The organism is Corallococcus sp. AB038B, assembly GCF_003668955.1.
In the GTDB taxonomy this organism is placed as follows: Bacteria; Myxococcota; Myxococcia; order Myxococcales; family Myxococcaceae; genus Corallococcus; species Corallococcus exiguus.
Map to the genome: position 1 here is coordinate 186,478 of NZ_RAWO01000014.1, position 16,578 is coordinate 203,055.

General features: G+C 71.6%; 14 protein-coding genes. 11 read left to right on the forward strand and 3 right to left on the reverse strand.

Annotated elements, in window-relative coordinates:
* The first annotated feature begins 285 nt into the window (after window positions 1-285).
* The gene (locus tag D7Y04_RS45275) at window positions 286-447 is read left to right on the forward strand and encodes a hypothetical protein (protein ID WP_167548270.1); all 162 of its coding nucleotides are present in this window, start codon (window positions 286-288) and stop codon (window positions 445-447) included.
* A gap of 86 nt (window positions 448-533) precedes the next feature.
* On the opposite strand, the gene D7Y04_RS36425 is transcribed toward D7Y04_RS45275, so the two are convergent.
* Window positions 534-743, reverse strand: coding sequence for a CsbD family protein (locus tag D7Y04_RS36425; RefSeq protein ID WP_120599533.1), 210 nt, complete (start codon window positions 741-743; stop codon window positions 534-536).
* A gap of 302 nt (window positions 744-1,045) precedes the next feature.
* Between D7Y04_RS36425 and D7Y04_RS36430 the strand changes: the two genes are divergently transcribed.
* Complete coding sequence (locus tag D7Y04_RS36430; protein ID WP_121762293.1) at window positions 1,046-2,830, forward strand: methyl-accepting chemotaxis protein; 1,785 nt, start codon at window positions 1,046-1,048, stop codon at window positions 2,828-2,830.
* Window positions 2,831-2,996: 166 nt separating this feature from the next.
* Window positions 2,997-3,365, forward strand: a complete 369-nt coding sequence (locus tag D7Y04_RS36435; RefSeq protein WP_121762294.1) for a VOC family protein — start codon at window positions 2,997-2,999, stop codon at window positions 3,363-3,365.
* Between the two features lie 11 nt (window positions 3,366-3,376).
* Here the strand turns inward: D7Y04_RS36435 and D7Y04_RS36440 are convergent, their stop codons facing one another.
* The gene (locus D7Y04_RS36440) at window positions 3,377-4,960 is read right to left on the reverse strand and encodes an NAD(P)/FAD-dependent oxidoreductase (RefSeq protein WP_121762331.1); all 1,584 of its coding nucleotides are present in this window, start codon (window positions 4,958-4,960) and stop codon (window positions 3,377-3,379) included.
* A 211-nt stretch (window positions 4,961-5,171) separates the two neighbouring features.
* Between D7Y04_RS36440 and D7Y04_RS36445 the strand changes: the two genes are divergently transcribed.
* The 7 genes from D7Y04_RS36445 to D7Y04_RS36475 all read left to right on the forward strand — a co-directional run bounded on the left by D7Y04_RS36445 (window position 5,172) and on the right by D7Y04_RS36475 (window position 14,750).
* Window positions 5,172-5,657, forward strand: a complete 486-nt coding sequence (locus D7Y04_RS36445; RefSeq protein ID WP_121762295.1) for a chemotaxis protein CheW — start codon at window positions 5,172-5,174, stop codon at window positions 5,655-5,657.
* A complete protein-coding gene (locus D7Y04_RS36450) occupies window positions 5,654-7,417 on the forward strand; it encodes a protein-glutamate O-methyltransferase CheR (protein ID WP_121762296.1) in 1,764 nt (587 codons plus the stop codon). The genes D7Y04_RS36445 and D7Y04_RS36450 overlap by 4 nt, the downstream gene beginning before the upstream one ends.
* Before the next feature lie 12 nt (window positions 7,418-7,429).
* Entirely contained in the window at window positions 7,430-8,044 is a 615-nt protein-coding gene (locus D7Y04_RS36455; protein WP_121762297.1) for a chemotaxis protein CheW, read from the forward strand.
* A complete protein-coding gene (locus tag D7Y04_RS36460) occupies window positions 8,041-9,684 on the forward strand; it encodes a methyl-accepting chemotaxis protein (protein ID WP_121762298.1) in 1,644 nt (547 codons plus the stop codon). The genes D7Y04_RS36455 and D7Y04_RS36460 overlap by 4 nt, the downstream gene beginning before the upstream one ends.
* Before the next feature lie 9 nt (window positions 9,685-9,693).
* A complete protein-coding gene (locus D7Y04_RS36465) occupies window positions 9,694-11,844 on the forward strand; it encodes a response regulator (RefSeq protein ID WP_121762332.1) in 2,151 nt (716 codons plus the stop codon).
* Window positions 11,841-12,905 (forward strand): chemotaxis-specific protein-glutamate methyltransferase CheB, encoded by a 1,065-nt coding sequence (gene cheB, locus D7Y04_RS36470; protein WP_121762299.1) that lies wholly within the window; start codon window positions 11,841-11,843, stop codon window positions 12,903-12,905. The genes D7Y04_RS36465 and cheB overlap by 4 nt, the downstream gene beginning before the upstream one ends.
* A 111-nt stretch (window positions 12,906-13,016) precedes the next feature.
* Window positions 13,017-14,750 carry an ATP-binding protein gene (locus D7Y04_RS36475; protein WP_121762300.1) on the forward strand — a complete coding sequence of 578 codons (1,734 nt, stop codon included), beginning with the start codon at window positions 13,017-13,019 and terminating at the stop codon, window positions 14,748-14,750.
* Window position 14,751: 1 nt separating this feature from the next.
* Here D7Y04_RS36475 and D7Y04_RS36480 read toward each other — a convergent pair whose 3' ends face one another.
* Window positions 14,752-15,672, reverse strand: coding sequence for a LysR family transcriptional regulator (locus tag D7Y04_RS36480; protein WP_121762301.1), 921 nt, complete (start codon window positions 15,670-15,672; stop codon window positions 14,752-14,754).
* A 122-nt stretch (window positions 15,673-15,794) separates the two neighbouring features.
* Between D7Y04_RS36480 and D7Y04_RS36485 the strand changes: the two genes are divergently transcribed.
* Window positions 15,795-16,553 carry an SDR family oxidoreductase gene (locus D7Y04_RS36485; protein ID WP_121762302.1) on the forward strand — a complete coding sequence of 253 codons (759 nt, stop codon included), beginning with the start codon at window positions 15,795-15,797 and terminating at the stop codon, window positions 16,551-16,553.
* Window positions 16,554-16,578: the final 25 nt, after the last annotated feature.

Genomic DNA, 16,578 nt, shown 5'->3' on the forward strand with positions numbered 1-16,578 from the left:
TGGCCCGGCGGCCGCTCCGGCGAGGGCAGGCGGACAGGCATTCCATCCTCTGGACGCCGTCCTGCTTCTGTAACGTTTTCAGGGCGCCCCACCGCTTCGTTCAAGGACTCCAGGGCAGGCATGCGTTCAGGGCCGCCATTTCAACGGTTTGAGACGTTCACCGCAGGACCTTGGGGCATGGGGGTGTTTTCAGAGGCTCGGCCAGCCCTTTGCAAAGACCTCTGACCGGCTTCTCACGAGGCCATGGGCGGCGGGTCGGACGGCAGGTCGCAAGGGAGCGGGAACATGCGCGGGGTCATCACCGGACGTGAGGTGGTTTCCAACCTGGGACTCATCTACCGGGAGTTCGGGACAGCCTGTGTGTTGCGCTGCCTCTGGGTGATGCTCAGCGGGAAGTCCACCACCTTCCTGGAGGTGGCGTGTCCCTGCGAGAAGATGCGGCAGTGAGCACGCGCCGCTGAAGACAGCTCGGGCCGCGGGAAGCACCAGCTTCCGCGGCCCGAACAGTTTCAACGGCGGTGTGAGGTGTGTTGCTAGCGCTGATACGGATCCGCGTCACCGCGACGCACTTCCTCGCGCTCGTCGACCTTGTCCTTGATGGCGTGCTTCACGTCCTCGACCACGCCCTTGACCTTGCCCTTGAGCGTGTCCGCCTTGCCTTCGGCTTCCAGCGAACGGTCGCCCGTCGCCACGCCCACGGTTTCCTTCACCTTGCCCTTGGCCTTGTCAGTCCACTCGCCCATGGCGTCCTCCTGACGTCGGTGTGTGAATCGTTGTGGAGGACAACGTGCGCACGTCATGGGCGGGCGGCAGGTGACGGTGGCTCGTCCGCACGGCCGCCCTGCTCGGACCGGGACAAGCCCGAATGTCAGGCAATGGACATTGCACGGCGCGCGCTGAAACGACACGCGCCCTGCCCTGCCTACCCGTTGCGCCCCTGTTATTCGCGGAGACCCGGGAGTCTGGCTCGCAAGACGAAGACGTTGCATTGACGCATCCGCACTTCGCCCTCAGGCTTGAGCCGTTCGACTGGATCCGTCACCCGATGACACAGCCATCCCCCCCCTCGACCCAGGCGCTGCTCTTCAAGCTGCTCTTGCTGCGCACGCTGGTCGTCACGGTGGCGGTGGCGCCGGCCATCTACGTCGACATGCAGCTGCTGGACGTGGACGCGAGCCACACGGGGTTCGTGCTGGGCGTCGTCACGCCCATCGTCATTGGCGGGCTGGCGCTGGTGGTGCCCATTGGCGCGGTGGGTGCGCTGTTGCGGTACGCGGTGGAGGCGAAGGCGAGTCCCGCGGAGCGGCTGGGGCGGCTGTTGCGGCTGCCGGGCGTGCTCACGTTCGTGGAGGCGCAGGCGGGCTGGTTCCTGGGCGGCATCTTCTTCAACGGCGCCATTGGTCTGGCGCTGGACCGGCCGCCGCGCGTCATCCTGGTGGGCGTGGCGGTGGCGATGAGCGCGGGGCTCTTCAGCGCGCCCATCATGTACATGCTCTACGAGAAGGCGCTGGCGGCGGTGACGCTGGAGGCGTTCCGCCGCGCGCCGCACGAGCGCCCCGCGGGAGAAGGGCTGTTCCTGCCCCGGCAGAGCTGGTTCCTGCCGGCCATCGTCGTGTCCGCGCTGTTGATTACGTGCATCACGAGCATCGCCACGTTGCAGCTGCGGCTGGAGAAGAACCTGTCGTCGCTGGCGGACGACCTGGAGCTGTCGGGCGAGTACCGGGGCGCGGCGCGGGTGCGCTCGCGCATCCAGCCGTTGCAGCGTGATTTGACGCTGCCGGTGGCGTTCCTGGGCGGGTTCGCGGCGCTGGGGGCCATCTTCACGGCGGCCTGGGCGGCGCGCCGGCTGGCGCAGGGGGCGAGGGCGGTGGGTGCGTCGCTGGACGCGCTGGTGGAGGGCCGCGCGTCTCCGCCGCAGTGGGTGTCCACGGATGAGCTGGGCGATTTGTCCGCGCGCACGTGGCTGCTCTACGAACAATTGCAGGAGCTGCCCCGGGCGCTGAGTTCGTCCGCGGGGCACCTGGCGAAGGCGGGCACGCGGCTGACGGAGGCGAGCGACCAGCAGAACCGGACGCTGTCGCGGCAGGCGTCGGCCATCCACCAGGCGCGCACGACGGCACAGGAAATCCAGCAGATGTCGAAGCTGGCGGCGAGCCGCGCGGGGAGCGTCCTGCAGGTGGCGGAGCGCGCCGCGGCGATGGGCAAGCTGGGCGAGGAATCGCTGGCGGGCACGGAGCAGGGGCTCGACGACATCCGCGGCCTGACGCACGGGTTGAATCAGCAGGTGGTGGACCTGGGCACGCGGGCTCGCGAGGTGGGCCGGGTGTCGGAGGTGGTGAAGTCGCTGGCGGACCAGTCGCACATGCTGGCCATCAACGCGGCCATCGAAGCGAGCCGCGCGGGTGAGCAGGGCCGGGGCTTCGCGGTGGTGGCGCGGCAGATGCGCGAGCTGGCGGACCAGTCCATCAAGGCGACAGGCCAGGTGCGCGGGCTGCTGGAGGGCATGGAGACCGCGACGGGTGAGGCGGTGGTCACCGCGGACAAGAGCTCGGCGGGCGTGGAGGCGGCGCTGGTGCCGCTGCGCAAGAGCGGCGAGCGGCTGCGGGAACTCATCAAGCTGACGCATGAGTCCGCGTCGGCGGTGCGGCAGATTGCTGAAGCCGTGGCGCAGCAGCACGCGGGCGTGGATCAGCTGTTCGGCGCGGTCAGCGAGATGGATGAGCTGATGGCCGCGACGCTGCGACAGCTGGGCACGACGCAGGAGGCTGCGACGGCGGTGGCTCAGGCGACGGGGCAGGTGTCGGAGCTGGCGGAGCGGTACGTGTCGTAGTCTGGCATTCCGTCTGCCATTGCATTAGCCTCTACACCGGTCGAAAAACGGCGGACCGGTTCGGTGAGCCCCGGTCACTTCCATGGTGGAAGCGCTTGTCCGTCTCCTTCGGGATTCAGGACCCACGGCCCTTCGAAGGCATTCGTGTGCCTTCGCGAGGTCCACCATGAAGCTGAATCACCTTGATCTGCAGGTCCCCGACGTCCAGGCCACCGCCCGCTTCTTCACGCGCTACTGCGGCTTCACGTCGCACGCGAAGAACCATGACTCGCCCGCCATCGCCATGCTCGGCGGGACGGATGGCTTCGTGCTCATCCTCCAGCGCCGCAAGCGCGACTCCGACGTCTTCCCCGAGGACTTCCACGTCGGCTTCCTCCAGGACTCCGAAGCCCCCGTGCTCGCCTTCCATGAGCGCGTGAAGGCAGACGGCCTGGAGGTGTCCGACGTCATCCGCAACAACCGGGGCACCCTCGTCTACTGCCGCGCCCCGGGCGGCATCCTCGTGGAGGTGAGCTGCCGCCCCGGCGCCGCCTGACGCGCGCCCCTTCAGCCGCTCCGCGCCATGCGGAGCGGCGCCTGTTCTCCGGCGTCCTCCATGGGCGGCACGTACGGCCAGCCCTTCAGCGGACCCTTGCCGGCTTCGCGCGTGAGGTAGTCCGCCGCGATGTTCGCGCTCTCCATGATGGTCAGGAGCCCGCTTCCCGGGTGCGTCCCTCCGCCCACGAAGTACAGCCCCTCCACCTGGGCGTTCTTCACTCGCGGCCTCAGCGGGCCCAATTGCATCCAGGTGTGCGACAGGTTGAACACCGCTCCCCGGAACACGTTGAAGTCGTCCCTCCACGTCTCCGCCGTGAAGTAGCGCTCCGCCTTCACGTGCTCTCGCAATCCCTTGATGCCCACCTTCTCCAGCATCTTCGGGATGCGCTCGCGCAACGTCGCTTCCGTCTTCGCCCAGTCCACCGGGCGCGCCGTGTTGGGCGTGGGCACCAACACGTACAGCGTGGAGTGCCCCTTCGGTGCTCCCGTGCCGTCCGTCACTCCCGGGTTGCACACGTAGAAGGGCGGGTCGTCCACGTCCACCGTGCGGTCCTCCAGCGCGTCCTTGTCCGTGCGCCTCGCGCTCTCCGACAGGTAGATGAGGTGGTGCGGCAGGTCCGCGTACGTCGTGTCCAACCCGTAGTACGCCATGAACGTGCTGCACGAATACTTCGCCCGCTCCAACGCCCCGTCCGACAGCCTCGAGCCTTCCCGCAGCTCCGGCGCCAACAGCTTCTGCGCCGCGTACGCCAGGTCCGCGTTCACCACCACCGCGTCCGCGTCCAACATCTCGCCGCTCGCGAGCTTCACTCCCACCGCTCGCCCGGCCTCCGTGCGCACCTGCTCCACCGCCGTGCCCATCCGGAACGTCGCGCCCAGGTCCTGGGCGCACTTCATCATCCCTCGTGACAGCTCCCGGAAACCGCCCTGCACGTGCCACACGCCGAAGCACAGCTCGATGAACGGAATCACGCTGAACACCGAGGAGCACGTCGTCGGGTGCAGCCCCAGGTACTTCGACGGGTACGCCAGCGCGTATGTCATCCGGTCGTCGTGGAAGAACGAGTCCAGCTGCCGGTAGAGCGTCTGCCACGGCTTGAAGCGCAGCGTGGGCGCGAGCCTCCAGGGCGCGTAGTAGTCCAGGCTGCCCGCGTTCGTGCAGATGAACTTCTCGTACGCGAGCGCGTACTTCCTCCTCCCGTCCTCCATCCACTCCTGGAGCGCGCGCCCCTTCCCCGCTCCGAACTTCTCCAGGTCCTGGCCCATCCGCTCCAGGTCCCTCCGCGTGTCCAGGTGCGTGCCGTCCCAGAAGTGCACGCGCGTGTTCGGGTCCACCGGCACCAGCGTGACGTAGTCCTCCAACTGCTTCCCCGCGCGCCAGAAGATCTGCTTCAGGATGCCCGGCAGTTGGAGGATGGACGGGCCCGTGTCCACCGCGTACTCGCCGTCCTGCCCGAGCGTGAGGCCCTTCATCCGGCCGCCGGGCACCGCGTCCTTCTCCACCACGGTGACCCGGAAGCCCTGCCCCGCGAGGTTGATGGCGGCCGTCAGGCCTCCCGGGCCCGCGCCCACGACGATGACGTGCTGAACCATGTGCCTCACGATGCCCGGCCCCATGCCGCCTGGCGACTTCCCTTGAGGACGGCTCGGACAAAAAAGCGTTTCCGTCCGGGACTCCGGGCGTCCCGCCGAACGTTGGCTCCAGGCCGGACCCGCTCCCTCCCTTGGGAGCGTTCGCTGGAAGACGGGCCCACATCCTGAATCCCCAGGGTGCCCTGCCTCCTGTAGCCTGCGACGCGCATCCATGAATCCCCCCTCGGAGGCCCGCCCACAGGAAGTCCTGCTGTTCACCCTGGAGCGGCAGCGCTACGGCCTGCCCGTGGAGGACGTGCGCGAGCTGGTGCGCGCCGCGCGCCTCACGCCCCTGCCCCGGGCCCCTGACGTGGTGGAAGGCCTGCTCAACCTGCGCGGTGAGCTCTTGCCCGTGCTGGACCTGCGACGCCGCTTCCGCCACCCCGCTCGCGCCCTGTCGCCCATGGACCACTTCATCGTCGCCTCCGCCGGTGGACGGCTGGTGGCGATGCGCGTGGACCGGGCCGAGGGGCTGCACGCCGTCACCCCCGGGGAGTGGGACCCGTCTCCGCGGGAGCTGCCGGGCGTTGGGTATGTGGCCGGCGCCGCGAAGCTGACGGACGGGCTGGTGCTCGTGCACGACCTGCGCTCCTTCCTCTCCGAGGCGGAGGCGCTGCAACTCGACACCGCGCTCGGAGCCCTTCCGGAGCCTGCTTGATTGGCGGTGTCCTGCCCCCGGGATTCAAGGAGGTGCTCGCCCTGGTGGAGGAGCGCGCCGGGCTCGCCGCGCCCAGCTGCCTGGCCGCGGCGCTGGAAGGCATCCAGCGCGCCATGGCCCGCGCCAACCAGGACGACGTGGACGTCTACCTGCGCGAGGTGTCGTTCGACAACGCGCTCCTGGACGACCTGCTCACCGAGCTCACCATCGGGGAGACGTACTTCTTCCGCACCCACGAGCACTTCGACCACCTGCGCCGCGTGGTGCTGCCGGAGCTGCGCGAGCGTCAGGGGCCGGAACACCTGATGCGCGCGTGGAGCGCGGCGTGCTCCTCCGGCGAGGAGCCCTACTCCATCGCCGCGCTGCTGATGGCCGAGGGCTGGGAAGACCACATGACGGTGCGCGCGACGGACGTGTCGCGCACGGCGCTCCAACGCGCCCAGCAGGCCCGCTACACGGACTGGTCCCTGCGCGGCCCCTCCGCGGACCGCATGCGTCCCCACCTCAAGCAGGAGGGCCGCTTCTACCAGCTGTCGCAGGACGTGAAGCGCCGCGTACAGCTGGGCTACCTCAACCTGGCGCTGGAGACATGGCCCTCGGCGGAGAGCGGCCTGTGGCAGCTGGACGTCATCTTCTGCCGCAACGTCCTCATCTACTTCAACCGCGCCACCATCGAGGGCGTGGCGCGCAGGCTCCATGCGTCCCTGGACGACGGCGGGTACCTGTTCACGGGGCCGTCGGATCCGCCGCTCGGGGACTACGCGCCGTTCGAGCCCGTCCTCACGGAGTGGGGCGTGCTGTACCGCAAGCCCCTGGCCGGCTCGAACGCCGGGCACTTCGTCCCGCTCCAGCCCCTGGCGCCGCTGCGCGCGGATGGCACTCCCTTCACCGTGGGCACGCCGGGTGCTGTCTCCAGCGGTCGTCCCGGAGCGGGTTCGCTCCCCGCGGTGGCCCCTGGCGCCTCCGCGTCTCCGGGAGCCCGGCCGTCTCCGGCGGGAGGTTCCTCAGGAGTCGCGCCGGGGACGTTCACCACCGGAGCGGATGGTGCGACCGCGGGTGTCTCCCCACTGTGGGCGTCCGGGACCGGAACGTCAGCCTCGGGGGCCGGCTCTTACGGCGGCGCTCCCGCTTCGGGCCTCGGGCCTGCCGGCGGTGGTGCGCCCTCGTCGGTGGGAACCGTCTCCGGCGGCGCTCCCGCTTCGGGGGCACCGGCGGCTCGCACCGGTGATGCCTCCACGTCCGGCACGCGCACCCGCTTCACGCTCAGCGTGGAGGCCCTGGAGGCCGTGCGGGTGGCGCTGGCCCGCGGCGACTGGCGCGAGGCGGCCCGGCGGGCGGGGGCCCAATCGGCCGATCCGGAGGGCGCCCTGGCCGCGGTTCGTGCACTGGCCAACCTGGATCCGCGCGCGGCGCTGTTCGCCTGCGAGGAGGCCTCGGTTCGTCACCCACTGGTCGCCGGTCTGCGCTATCTGGAGGCCCTGCTGCTCCTGGGACAGGCGCGGCTGTCCGACGCGGAGAGAGCCGCCCGGCAGTCGCTCTATCTGGAGCCGGGGCTCGCGGTGGGCCACCTGCTCCTGGGTCACTTGCTGCGCCGGCAGGACCAGTCCGCCGCCGCGGCCCGGTCCTACCGCGAGGCGGAAGGACTGTGCCGGAAGCTGTCGCCAGAGGCGCTGGTGCCGCTGGCGGAAGGTGAGCGGGCCGGAGCGCTGGCGGACGTGGCCCGCGCGGAGTGGCGGCGCCTGGAGCGGACGGAAGGCTAAAGAGGCGAGCGGATGCCGAAGCGCGAGGGAAACATCGACTGGGACAAGGCCCGGGCCCGTCTGGAAGCGCTGGAGCGCGCCACCGAGGCGCGCGACACCTTCACCGACGAGGCGGCCCTCGCCGCGCTCGACGCTCGCGCCCTCTTGCTGGCCCGCCCGGCGGAAGTCCCCGTGCTGCCCGGCAGCCAGCGGGAGATGGTCCGCTTCCGGGCCGCGGGCCAGCTGTATGCCCTGGAGTCGCGCTTCATCCTGGAGGTCATGCGCGCGCCGGAGCTCACCCTGCTGCCGGGCGCGCCGCCGCTGTTGCGCGGCCTGACGTTGCTGCGCGGAGAAGTGCTGCCCGTGGTGGAGCTGGCGCCGCTGTTCGGCCGGCCCGCGGCGCAGGGCACCGGCCCCGTGCTGGTGGTGGGCACGGCCCGCGCGGAGCTGGGCCTGCGCACGGATGAGGTGATGGAGGTGGCGGTGCTGTCGGGCACGGAGCTGTTGCCCGCGCCCTCCTCCCTGGAAGAGGAAGCGGGCGCGCTGGTGTCCGGCGTCAGCCCCGACGGCACGCTCGTCCTGGAGGGAGAGGCCCTCCTCGCCGACGAGCGTCTCGTGTTCGAGCTTTCCGAAGAAGGAGTCGCATGAGCATCGGGAATCGCATCGCGCTGGGCTTCGGGCTGTCCCTGCTGGTCCTGCTGATCATCGCCGGAGTGGCCTTCCAGGGCGCCCAGCAGCTCACCACCACCACCGAGGGCCTGCTGGAGGCCCACAACAACTACAAGCTGCTGCGCGAGGTGCGCGCCCTCATCGTGGACGCGGAGACCGGTCAGCGCGGCTTCATCCTCACCGGCGACGAGTCCTACCTGCGCCCGTACCAGAACGCCCTCACCGAGCTGCGCACGGACCTGGACGCCCTGCGCCCCGCGATGGCGAAGTACGCCGACCAGCGCTCACGCTTCGTGAAGCTGGAGCCGATGGTCGTCAGCAAGCTGGATGAGCTGTCAGACACCGTCCGCATGCGCCGGGAGCAAGGCTTCGAGGCGGCCCAGGCCGTGGTGAAGACCAACCGGGGCCAGCGGGAGATGGAGGCCATCCGGGAGATCATCACGGAGATGCGCGAGACCGAGGAGGACCGCTGGAAGCAGTACTCCGACGCCGCCACCCAGGCCGCGCAGCGCAGCGTCTGGGTGCTGGCGCTGGGCACCCTCCTGGGGCTGGCCATCGTGGGTGTGGGCAGCTTCGTCATCACCCGCGGCATCACCGACCCCCTGCGCAAGCTCACCTTCGGCGCGGAGCAGCTGGGCAAGGGCGACCTCACCCACCGCATCGACGTGCGCGGCAAGGACGAGATGGCCGACCTGGCGGGCGCCTTCAACGCCATGGCGGAGCGCCGCCATCAAGCGGAAATCCAGCTGGCGAAGCAGTCCGAGCAGCGCGAGCACACGCTCAAGACCGTGGCGGAGTTCGTCAACCAGCTGGCCGGCGCGTCCTCCGAAATCCTCGCCAGCACCACCGAACAGGTGGCCGGCGCCCAGGAGCAGGGCACCGCCGTCACGGAGACGGTGAGCACCATCGAGGAGATCACCAAGACGTCGGAGGAGGCCGCCGGCCGCGCCCGCGCGGTGAGCGAGTCCGCCCGTCACTCGGAAGAGGTGGGCCGCTCCGGCCGCCGCGCCGTGGAAGAGGCCGTGTCCTCCATGGGTGCCGTGCGCGACCAGGTGGAGTCCATCGCGTCGCGCATCCTCGCCCTGGCCGAGCAGGCCCAGGCCATTGGCGACATCATCACCACCGTCAACGACATCTCCGAGCAGACGCACATGCTCGCGCTCAACGCGTCCATTGAAGCGAGCCGCGCGGGCGAGCACGGCCGCGGCTTCGCCGTCGTCGCCTCCGAGGTGAAGGCCCTGGCGGACCAGTCCAAGAAGGCCACCGCGCAGGTGCGGCAGATCCTGGGTCAAATCCAGAAGGCCACCCACGGCGCGGTGATGACCACGGAGGAGGGCACCAAGAGCGTGTCCGCCGCCACGCGCGTCGTCACCGAAGCGGGCGCCACCATCCAACAGCTGGCGGACCTGCTCACGCAGGCGTCGCTCACGGCCGCGCAGATCGCCGCGTCCGCCAACCAGCAGGCCACCGGCATCGGGCAGATCCGCCAGGCGATGCACGACGTGAACCAGGCCACGCAGCAGGGGCTCATCTCGTCGCGGCAGACGGAGCGCGCGATGCAGGACATCAACGCCATGGGCCAGAAGTTGAAGGGGCTGCTCGGGGAGTTCGGGCGCTAAGCCATGCCCATGGACCGCGACAGGCTGGCGCAGGCACTGCTGGACTCGTTCCTGGAGGAGCTGGAGGGGCACGTCGTGTCCCTCAACCGGGACCTGCTCGCGCTGGAGCAGGCCCCGGCGCGCGCGAAGGAGCTCGTCCCGGGCATCCTGCGGACGCTGCACAGCGTGAAGGGCGCGTCGCGCGCGGCCAGCGCCAGCATGGTGGAGAACGCCTGCCACCGCATGGAGGAGGTGCTGGAGCCGCTCATCCACGGGCGCGCGCCGTCTCCGGACCTCTTCGAGCTGTGCTTCGCCACCGTGGACGCGCTGGACGACGCGGGCCGCCGCCTGGCCGCGCGCCAGGACCTGTCCGGCTCACCCCTGGAGGCGCTGCTGCCCCAACTGGAGCAGGCCGCGCACGGCACGCCCACCCAGCCTCCAGTGCCCGCCCCGAAGCTGGCGCCGCCCGCCCCTGCTCCCCACGAGAAGCCCTCGGAGGCCGAGCCGGAGCTCTCCTTCCCCTCGCAGGCCAGCGGGGAGATGCTGCCGGTGCGCGTGTCCGGGCAGAAGCTGGACGCGCTGCTGGGCCGCAGCGGTGAATTGCGCGTGGCGATGCTGCGCCTGGAGGGCCACGCCGAATCCCTGGAGGCGCTGCGCGACGACGTGATGGGGCTGCGCGAGCGGGTGCGCGGCACGCAGTCCGAGACGACGCTGCGCCGCGTGGAGCTGGAGCTGGCGCGGGTGGCGCGCGTGCTGGCGCAGGACCGCCGCGCGCTGTTCCAGTCCTCCACCGGCCTGGATGATGAGGTGCGCCGCGCGCGCATGCTCCCCTTCGAGGAGGGCTGCACCGGCCTGGAGCGCGCCGCGCGCGACGTGGCCCACAGCCTGGGCCGGCGCGTGCGCATGGAGGTGCACGGCGGCGGGCTGGACCTGGACCGCTCGCTCTTGCAGTCCCTGCGCGAACCGCTGCTGCACCTGGTGCGCAACGCGGTGGCGCACGGCCTGGAGGCGCCGGAGGAGCGCGTGCGCCACGGCAAGCCAGAGGAGGGCCGCGTGGTGCTGTCCGCGCGGCTTCGCGGCAGCCGGGTGGAGGTGGCGGTGGAGGACGACGGGCGCGGCCTGGACCTGGAGGCGCTGCGCGAGCGCGCGCGGGCCCGGGGCATGGAAGCGCCCGAGGACGACGAGGACGCGGCGCGGCTGGTGTTCCTGCCGGGCCTGTCCACCGCGGCGAAGGTGACGGCGGTGTCCGGCCGGGGCGTGGGCCTGGACGTGGTGCGCGCCCAGGTGGAGGCCCTGCGCGGCAGCGTGGAGGTGGCCTTCAAGGCGGGCCAGGGCACCCGCTTCACGCTGGACGTGCCCCTCACCCTGAGCACCCTGCGCGTGCTGCTGGTGTCCGTGGGTGGGCAGGTGCTGGCGCTCGCCAGCGAAGGCGTGGACCGGCTGTTGCGCCTGGCGCCCTCCGACGTGCGCGAGGTGGAGGGCCGCATGTCCTGGGTGACGCCGGAGGCGCTGGTGCCGCTGGCGTCGCTCGCGGGCGTGTTGGAGCTGCCGCCGGGACCGCCGAAGTCGCGGCCCCCCGCGGTGGTGCTGTCCGCGGGCACCGCGCAGGCGGCGCTGGTGGTGGACGAGGTCATCGCGGAGCAGGAGGTGCTGGTGCGCTCGCTGGGCAGCCGCGTGAAGCGGGCCCGGCACGTGGCCGCCGCGGCGGTGCTGCCGGATGGGCGCATGGCGCTGCTGCTCAGCCCCGCGTCGCTGGTGCGGGCCGCGGGGGGACGCCCCTCCACCCAGTTCTTCCCCACGCCCAAGGAGCAGGTGGCGCGCCGGCGCGTGGTGCTGGCGGACGACTCGCCCACGACGCGCATGCTGGAGCAGAGCATCCTGGAGGGCGCCGGCTACGACGTCATCGCGTGCGCGGACGGCGCGGAGGCGTGGGAGCGGCTGCAAGCGGGCGGCGCGGACGCGATGGTGATGGACGTGGAGATGCCGCGCATGGACGGCTTCCAGGTGACGGAGGCCGTGCGCACCTCTCCGCGCTTCGGACGGGTGCCGGTGGTGCTCGTCACGTCGCGTGAGAAGCCCGAGGACAAGGCGCGCGGCCTGCAAGCCGGCGCGAGCGCATACATCGTGAAGAGCGCGTTTGACCCCACGAGTCTGCTGGAGACCCTGAGGCGATTGCTATGAAGACCGAACCGTTGCGCATCCTGGTGGCCGAGGACTCGCCCACCGCCCGGCGGCTGCTGGTGGAAATCCTGCGCACCGACCCGGCGCTCACCGTGGTGGGCGAGGCCAAGGATGGCCTGGAGGCGGTGGAGCTGTGCCAGCGCCTGCAGCCGAACCTGGTGACGATGGACATCCAGATGCCGCGCATGGACGGCCTGGACGCCACCCGCCGCATCATGACGGAGGTGCCCACACCGGTGGTGGTGGTGTCCACGCTGGTGGAGCGCGACATCCAGACGTCCATGGCCGCGCTGAGGGCCGGGGCGTTGGCGGTGCTCCAGAAGCCGGTGGGCCCGGAGTCGCCGGACTTCGAGGCGGACAGCCGCCGCCTGCGCGACACACTCAAGGCCATGGCCCAGGTGAAGGTGGTGCGCCGCTGGCCGGACCGCGCCGCCACGCCGCTGCCCCCGCCGGAGTCGACGCCCACCCCCAGCGCCCGCCCGCCCGCCGTGCTGGCGCTGGCCGCGTCCACGGGTGGCCCCGCCGCGCTCCACCGCATCCTGTCCGACCTGGGCAGCCACCCCTCCCCGCCCCCCATCCTGGTGGTGCAGCACATCGCGCTGGGCTTCGGCTCCGGCCTGGCCACGTGGCTGGGCACGGCCACGAAGCTGCGCGTGAAGGTGGCCGAGGACGGCGAGCCCCTCGTCTCCGGCACGGTGTACCTGGCCCCGGATGACAAGCACCTGGGCGTCACCCAGGACCAGCGCGCGCAGGTGTCCGGCGCCGCGCCCATCCAGGGCTTCCGCCCGTCCGCCAACTGGCTCTTCCGCACCGTGGCCCGCGCCTACGGGCAGACGGCCCTGGCGGTGGTGCTCACCGGCATGGGCCAGGACGGCCTGGACGGCATCCGGGACCTGCACCAGGCGGGCGGGCGGGTGATCGCCCAGGACGAGGCGACGTCCGTGGTCTACGGCATGCCCGCCGTGGTGGTGGGCGCCAACCTGGCGCACGAGGTCCTGCCGCTCGGGCAGATTGCCCGCCGGCTGCTGGCACTGCTCCAGCCTGGGGGTCGGCTCAGCTGAAGTGTTGGTTGAGTGAAATTCATACGCCGGAGTTGGCGGGCGGAATGGCGGGCCTGGAACGGAGTGTCAATATCGGGTCCAATCCGGGCACCCCCTCGCCCCTTCTCCCCGATGAGCGCTTTGACAACCGGTCTGGCCTACGAAGCGGTGTTCGCCGCCATCCCCGACCCTGCCTACCTGCTGGATGGCACGGGCCGGCTGGTGTCGTGTAGCGCGGCGGGCGCCCGGGCGCTCGGTCGTGAGGCAGGCGCGCTGTCGGGCCGGCACTGGAGCGAGCTGGGGCTGCCGCAGGAGGCACTGACCGCGCTGGAGTCCGCGCGCGTCCGCGTGGTGACGCTGCGCGAGTCCACCACCGTGGAGGCGCCGTGGCCGGGCGCGCAGGGCATCCGCCGGCACGCGCTGGTGCTCACGCCGCTGGGCACGGACGCGGATGCGTCCCCGGTCGTGCTGGTGACGGCGCGGGCGCTCACGGAAGCCGAAGCCGTCTATTCGCGCGCGCTGGAGCTGGAGCAGGCCGCGCGCGCGGAGGTGGAGACCGCCGAGCGCCGCCGCTCCTTCCTGTACCAGGCGATGACGACGCTGTTCACGCACCCGCCGGATCCGCAGGGCATGTACACGCTGCTCGCGCACCTGGCGGTGCCGGACCTGGCGGACTGGTGTCTGGTGGACGCGCTGGAGCAGGGCCCGTGGGTGGGCCGTGCGGCGGTGGCGTGCCTGGACCCGACGCAGCAGGAGCGCGCCCGGGGCCTGCCCATGCGCACGGAGATCCGCGACGACGCGCCCGTGGGCCTGTTGCGCGTGCTGCGCACGGGCGAGCCGGAGCTGGTGCCCGCGGTGACGGAGTCGCTGCTGCGCGCGGCGGCGGCGGAGCCCGCGCACCCGGCGATGCTGGAGGCACTCCAGGCGCGCTCGTACATGATCATCCCGCTGCGCGCCCGCGGACACACGCTGGGCGCGGTGACGTTCGTGAGCTCCGGCTCTGGCCGCCGCTACGGCCCGGACGACCTGGCGCTGGCGGAGGACCTCTGCCTGCGCGCGAGCCTGGCCATCGACAACGCTCGACTGGTCGGTGAGTCCCGCCGGGCGGCGCGCGCTCGCGAGGACCTGCTCGCGGTGGTGTCGCACGACCTGAAGAACCCGCTGGGCGTGGTGCAGCTGGGCGCGGCGCTGCTCTTGCGCGGCACGGCGGGCAAGCCGGGCGGCGAGGCGGTGGCGAAGCAGGCCACGCGCATCAACGACGCGGCGGAGCGCATGTCGCGGCTCATCAGCGACCTGTTGGACTGGGGCCGCCTGGAGGCGGGCCACCTGCCGCTGGAGCTGGGCGAGCACACCGCCGTGGCGCTGGCCACGGAGGCGCTGGAGGCCATCCGGCCGCTGGCGGAGGCCAAGGGACTGCACCTGGAAGCGGACCTGCCCACGGAGGGCCTGCGCGTGAAGTGCGACCGCAGCCGCGTGCTCCAGGTGATGGGCAACCTGCTGGGCAACGCCGTGAAGTTCACCCCGCCGGGCGGCACGCTGGCGGTGAAGGCGGTGATGCGCGGCGGCGAGGTGTCCTTCGACGTGCGCGACACGGGCAATGGCATCGCGCCGGACGCGCTGCCGCACATCTTCGACCGCTACTGGCAGGCGCGCGACGCGGCCAGCCGCGGCACCGGCCTGGGGCTGGCCATCGCCAAGGGCTTGGTGGAAGCGCACGGCGGCTCCATCCGCGCGGAGAGCATCCTGGGCACCGGCAGCGTCTTCAACTTCACGCTGCCCGTGGCGCACGTGGGCATGCCCGTCGCCGCCCCGCAGGCAGCGGCCTCCGGTGGCATGTCGCGTCCGCGCGACTCCTACGAGCACTGATTCAGCGCCCCTTCCTCCGCGCGGGCGGGGTGAGCACCTGGCGCGCGTGCTCCAGGAAGGCGCGCAGCGCGGGTGACACCTGCGCTCGGCTGGGGAAGTAGAGGAAGAGGCCCGGCACGGACGCGGCGTACTCCTCCAGCACCCGGCGCAACGTGCCCGCCTTCAGTTGCCTCTCCACCTGGGACTCCAGCACGTACGCCAGGCCCAGGCCGGCCTCCGCCAGCCCCAGCCAGACGCGCTCGTCATTGGTGGTGACGGTGCCGCGCACCGGCAGCCGCCACGTGCGCGAGCCCTTCTCCAGATCCCACGGCAGGAGCGCGCCGGTGTTGGACGAGCGATAGGTGAAGCAGTCGTGCTCGAGCAGGTCCTTCGGCTTCACTGGCGTGCCGTGGCGCTCCAGGTACTCCGGAGCGCCCACCACGACGAAGCGGAACGGGGGCGCGATGCGCACCGCCACCATGTCCCGCTCCAGGTACTCCTCCAGCCGGATGCCCGCGTCGAAGCCCTCCGCGACGATGTCCGCCTTGCGGTTCTCCACCACCAGGTCCAGCTCCACCTGGGGATGGCGCTCGCGGAACGAGGCCAGCAGTGGCGTGAGTACGAAGGGCAGCGCGCTGGACGGCAGGGTCAGCCGCAGCGCGCCCGTCAGCGCCCCTGGCCGCGAGGACGCGTCCTTGAGCGCCCCCAGGGCCTGCGCCACGCCCGGTCCCGCCTGTTCCACCAGCCGCCGTCCCGCCGCTGTCACCGCCACGCTGCGCGTCGTGCGCGACAACAGCGGCACGCCCAGCCGCTCCTCCAACTGGCGCACCGTGTGACTCAGCGCGGAGGCGGACACGCCCAACTCCGCCGCCGCGGCCGCGAAGCTGCGGTGCCGGGCGACAGCGAGGAACTGGTGCAACGCATTGAGCGGGGTCAGGGCCATTCCTGAGCTTTCCTCAGGAGTCCATCCGGATTCCAGACCTACTCCCGGAGGCCCCCGTCCCCTATCCCTTGTCCTGTCTCGCGAAAGCAGCACCCTTCCCAAGCGCGAGCAGGAGTCCTCCCATGGCATCCCCTCTGTCCGGCCGCGTCGCGGTCATCACCGGCGCCTCCAGCGGCATTGGCGCCGCCACCGCCCTGCGCCTCGCACGGGACGGCGCGAGCGTCGCCCTGCTCGCACGCAGCAAGGAGCGCCTGGACGCGCTCGCCTCCACCATCACGCAAGGGGGTGGCCGGGCGCTCGCCCTGGGCACCGACGTGCTGGACGCGCGGTCCGTGAAGGAGGCCGCGAAGGCCATCGCGGGCGAGCTGGGCGTCGTGGATCTGGTCCTCAACAATGCCGGCCTCATGCGGCCCACGCCCATGGAGGCGCACCCCACGGAGGACTGGGAGCGGATGATCGACCTGAACGTGAAGGCCACCGTGCGCGTCGTGGAGACCTTCGTGGAGCCGCTGCTGGCGGCGGCGAAGGCGGGCGGGCCTGCGGACCTCATCAACGTGTCGTCCGTGGCCGCGCAGGCGGTGTACCCGAACTTCAACGTCTACGGCGCCACCAAGGCCGCCGTCACCCACCTGTCCCGCCACCTGCGCGCGGAGCTGGGCCCCCGCTTCGTCCGCGTGATGGCCCTGGAGCCGGGGCTGGTGGACACCGCGCTGCACGACGGCAACACCGACCCGGGCGCGCGGGCCTGGCTGGAGGGCGCTCGGAAGTCGCTCACCTGGATGTCGCCGGAGGAGGTCGCGGGCATCATCGCCTTCGCCACCGCCCTGCCCCGGCACATCAACTTCCAGCAGCTCACCCTCATGCCCACCCAGCAGGCCTGAGCCGCACCCCACGCCTGTTGCCGAG

Coding starts and splice junctions, on each gene's coding strand:
- D7Y04_RS45275 (WP_167548270.1), top strand. CDS start 286: ATGCGCGGGGTCATCACCGGACGTGAGGTGGTTTCCAACCTGGGACTC.
- D7Y04_RS36425 (WP_120599533.1), bottom strand. CDS start 743: ATGGGCGAGTGGACTGACAAGGCCAAGGGCAAGGTGAAGGAAACCGTG.
- D7Y04_RS36430 (WP_121762293.1), top strand. CDS start 1,046: ATGACACAGCCATCCCCCCCCTCGACCCAGGCGCTGCTCTTCAAGCTG.
- D7Y04_RS36435 (WP_121762294.1), top strand. CDS start 2,997: ATGAAGCTGAATCACCTTGATCTGCAGGTCCCCGACGTCCAGGCCACC.
- D7Y04_RS36440 (WP_121762331.1), bottom strand. CDS start 4,960: ATGGTTCAGCACGTCATCGTCGTGGGCGCGGGCCCGGGAGGCCTGACG.
- D7Y04_RS36445 (WP_121762295.1), top strand. CDS start 5,172: ATGAATCCCCCCTCGGAGGCCCGCCCACAGGAAGTCCTGCTGTTCACC.
- D7Y04_RS36455 (WP_121762297.1), top strand. CDS start 7,430: ATGCCGAAGCGCGAGGGAAACATCGACTGGGACAAGGCCCGGGCCCGT.
- D7Y04_RS36460 (WP_121762298.1), top strand. CDS start 8,041: ATGAGCATCGGGAATCGCATCGCGCTGGGCTTCGGGCTGTCCCTGCTG.
- D7Y04_RS36465 (WP_121762332.1), top strand. CDS start 9,694: ATGGACCGCGACAGGCTGGCGCAGGCACTGCTGGACTCGTTCCTGGAG.
- cheB (WP_121762299.1), top strand. CDS start 11,841: ATGAAGACCGAACCGTTGCGCATCCTGGTGGCCGAGGACTCGCCCACC.
- D7Y04_RS36475 (WP_121762300.1), top strand. CDS start 13,017: ATGAGCGCTTTGACAACCGGTCTGGCCTACGAAGCGGTGTTCGCCGCC.
- D7Y04_RS36480 (WP_121762301.1), bottom strand. CDS start 15,672: ATGGCCCTGACCCCGCTCAATGCGTTGCACCAGTTCCTCGCTGTCGCC.
- D7Y04_RS36485 (WP_121762302.1), top strand. CDS start 15,795: ATGGCATCCCCTCTGTCCGGCCGCGTCGCGGTCATCACCGGCGCCTCC.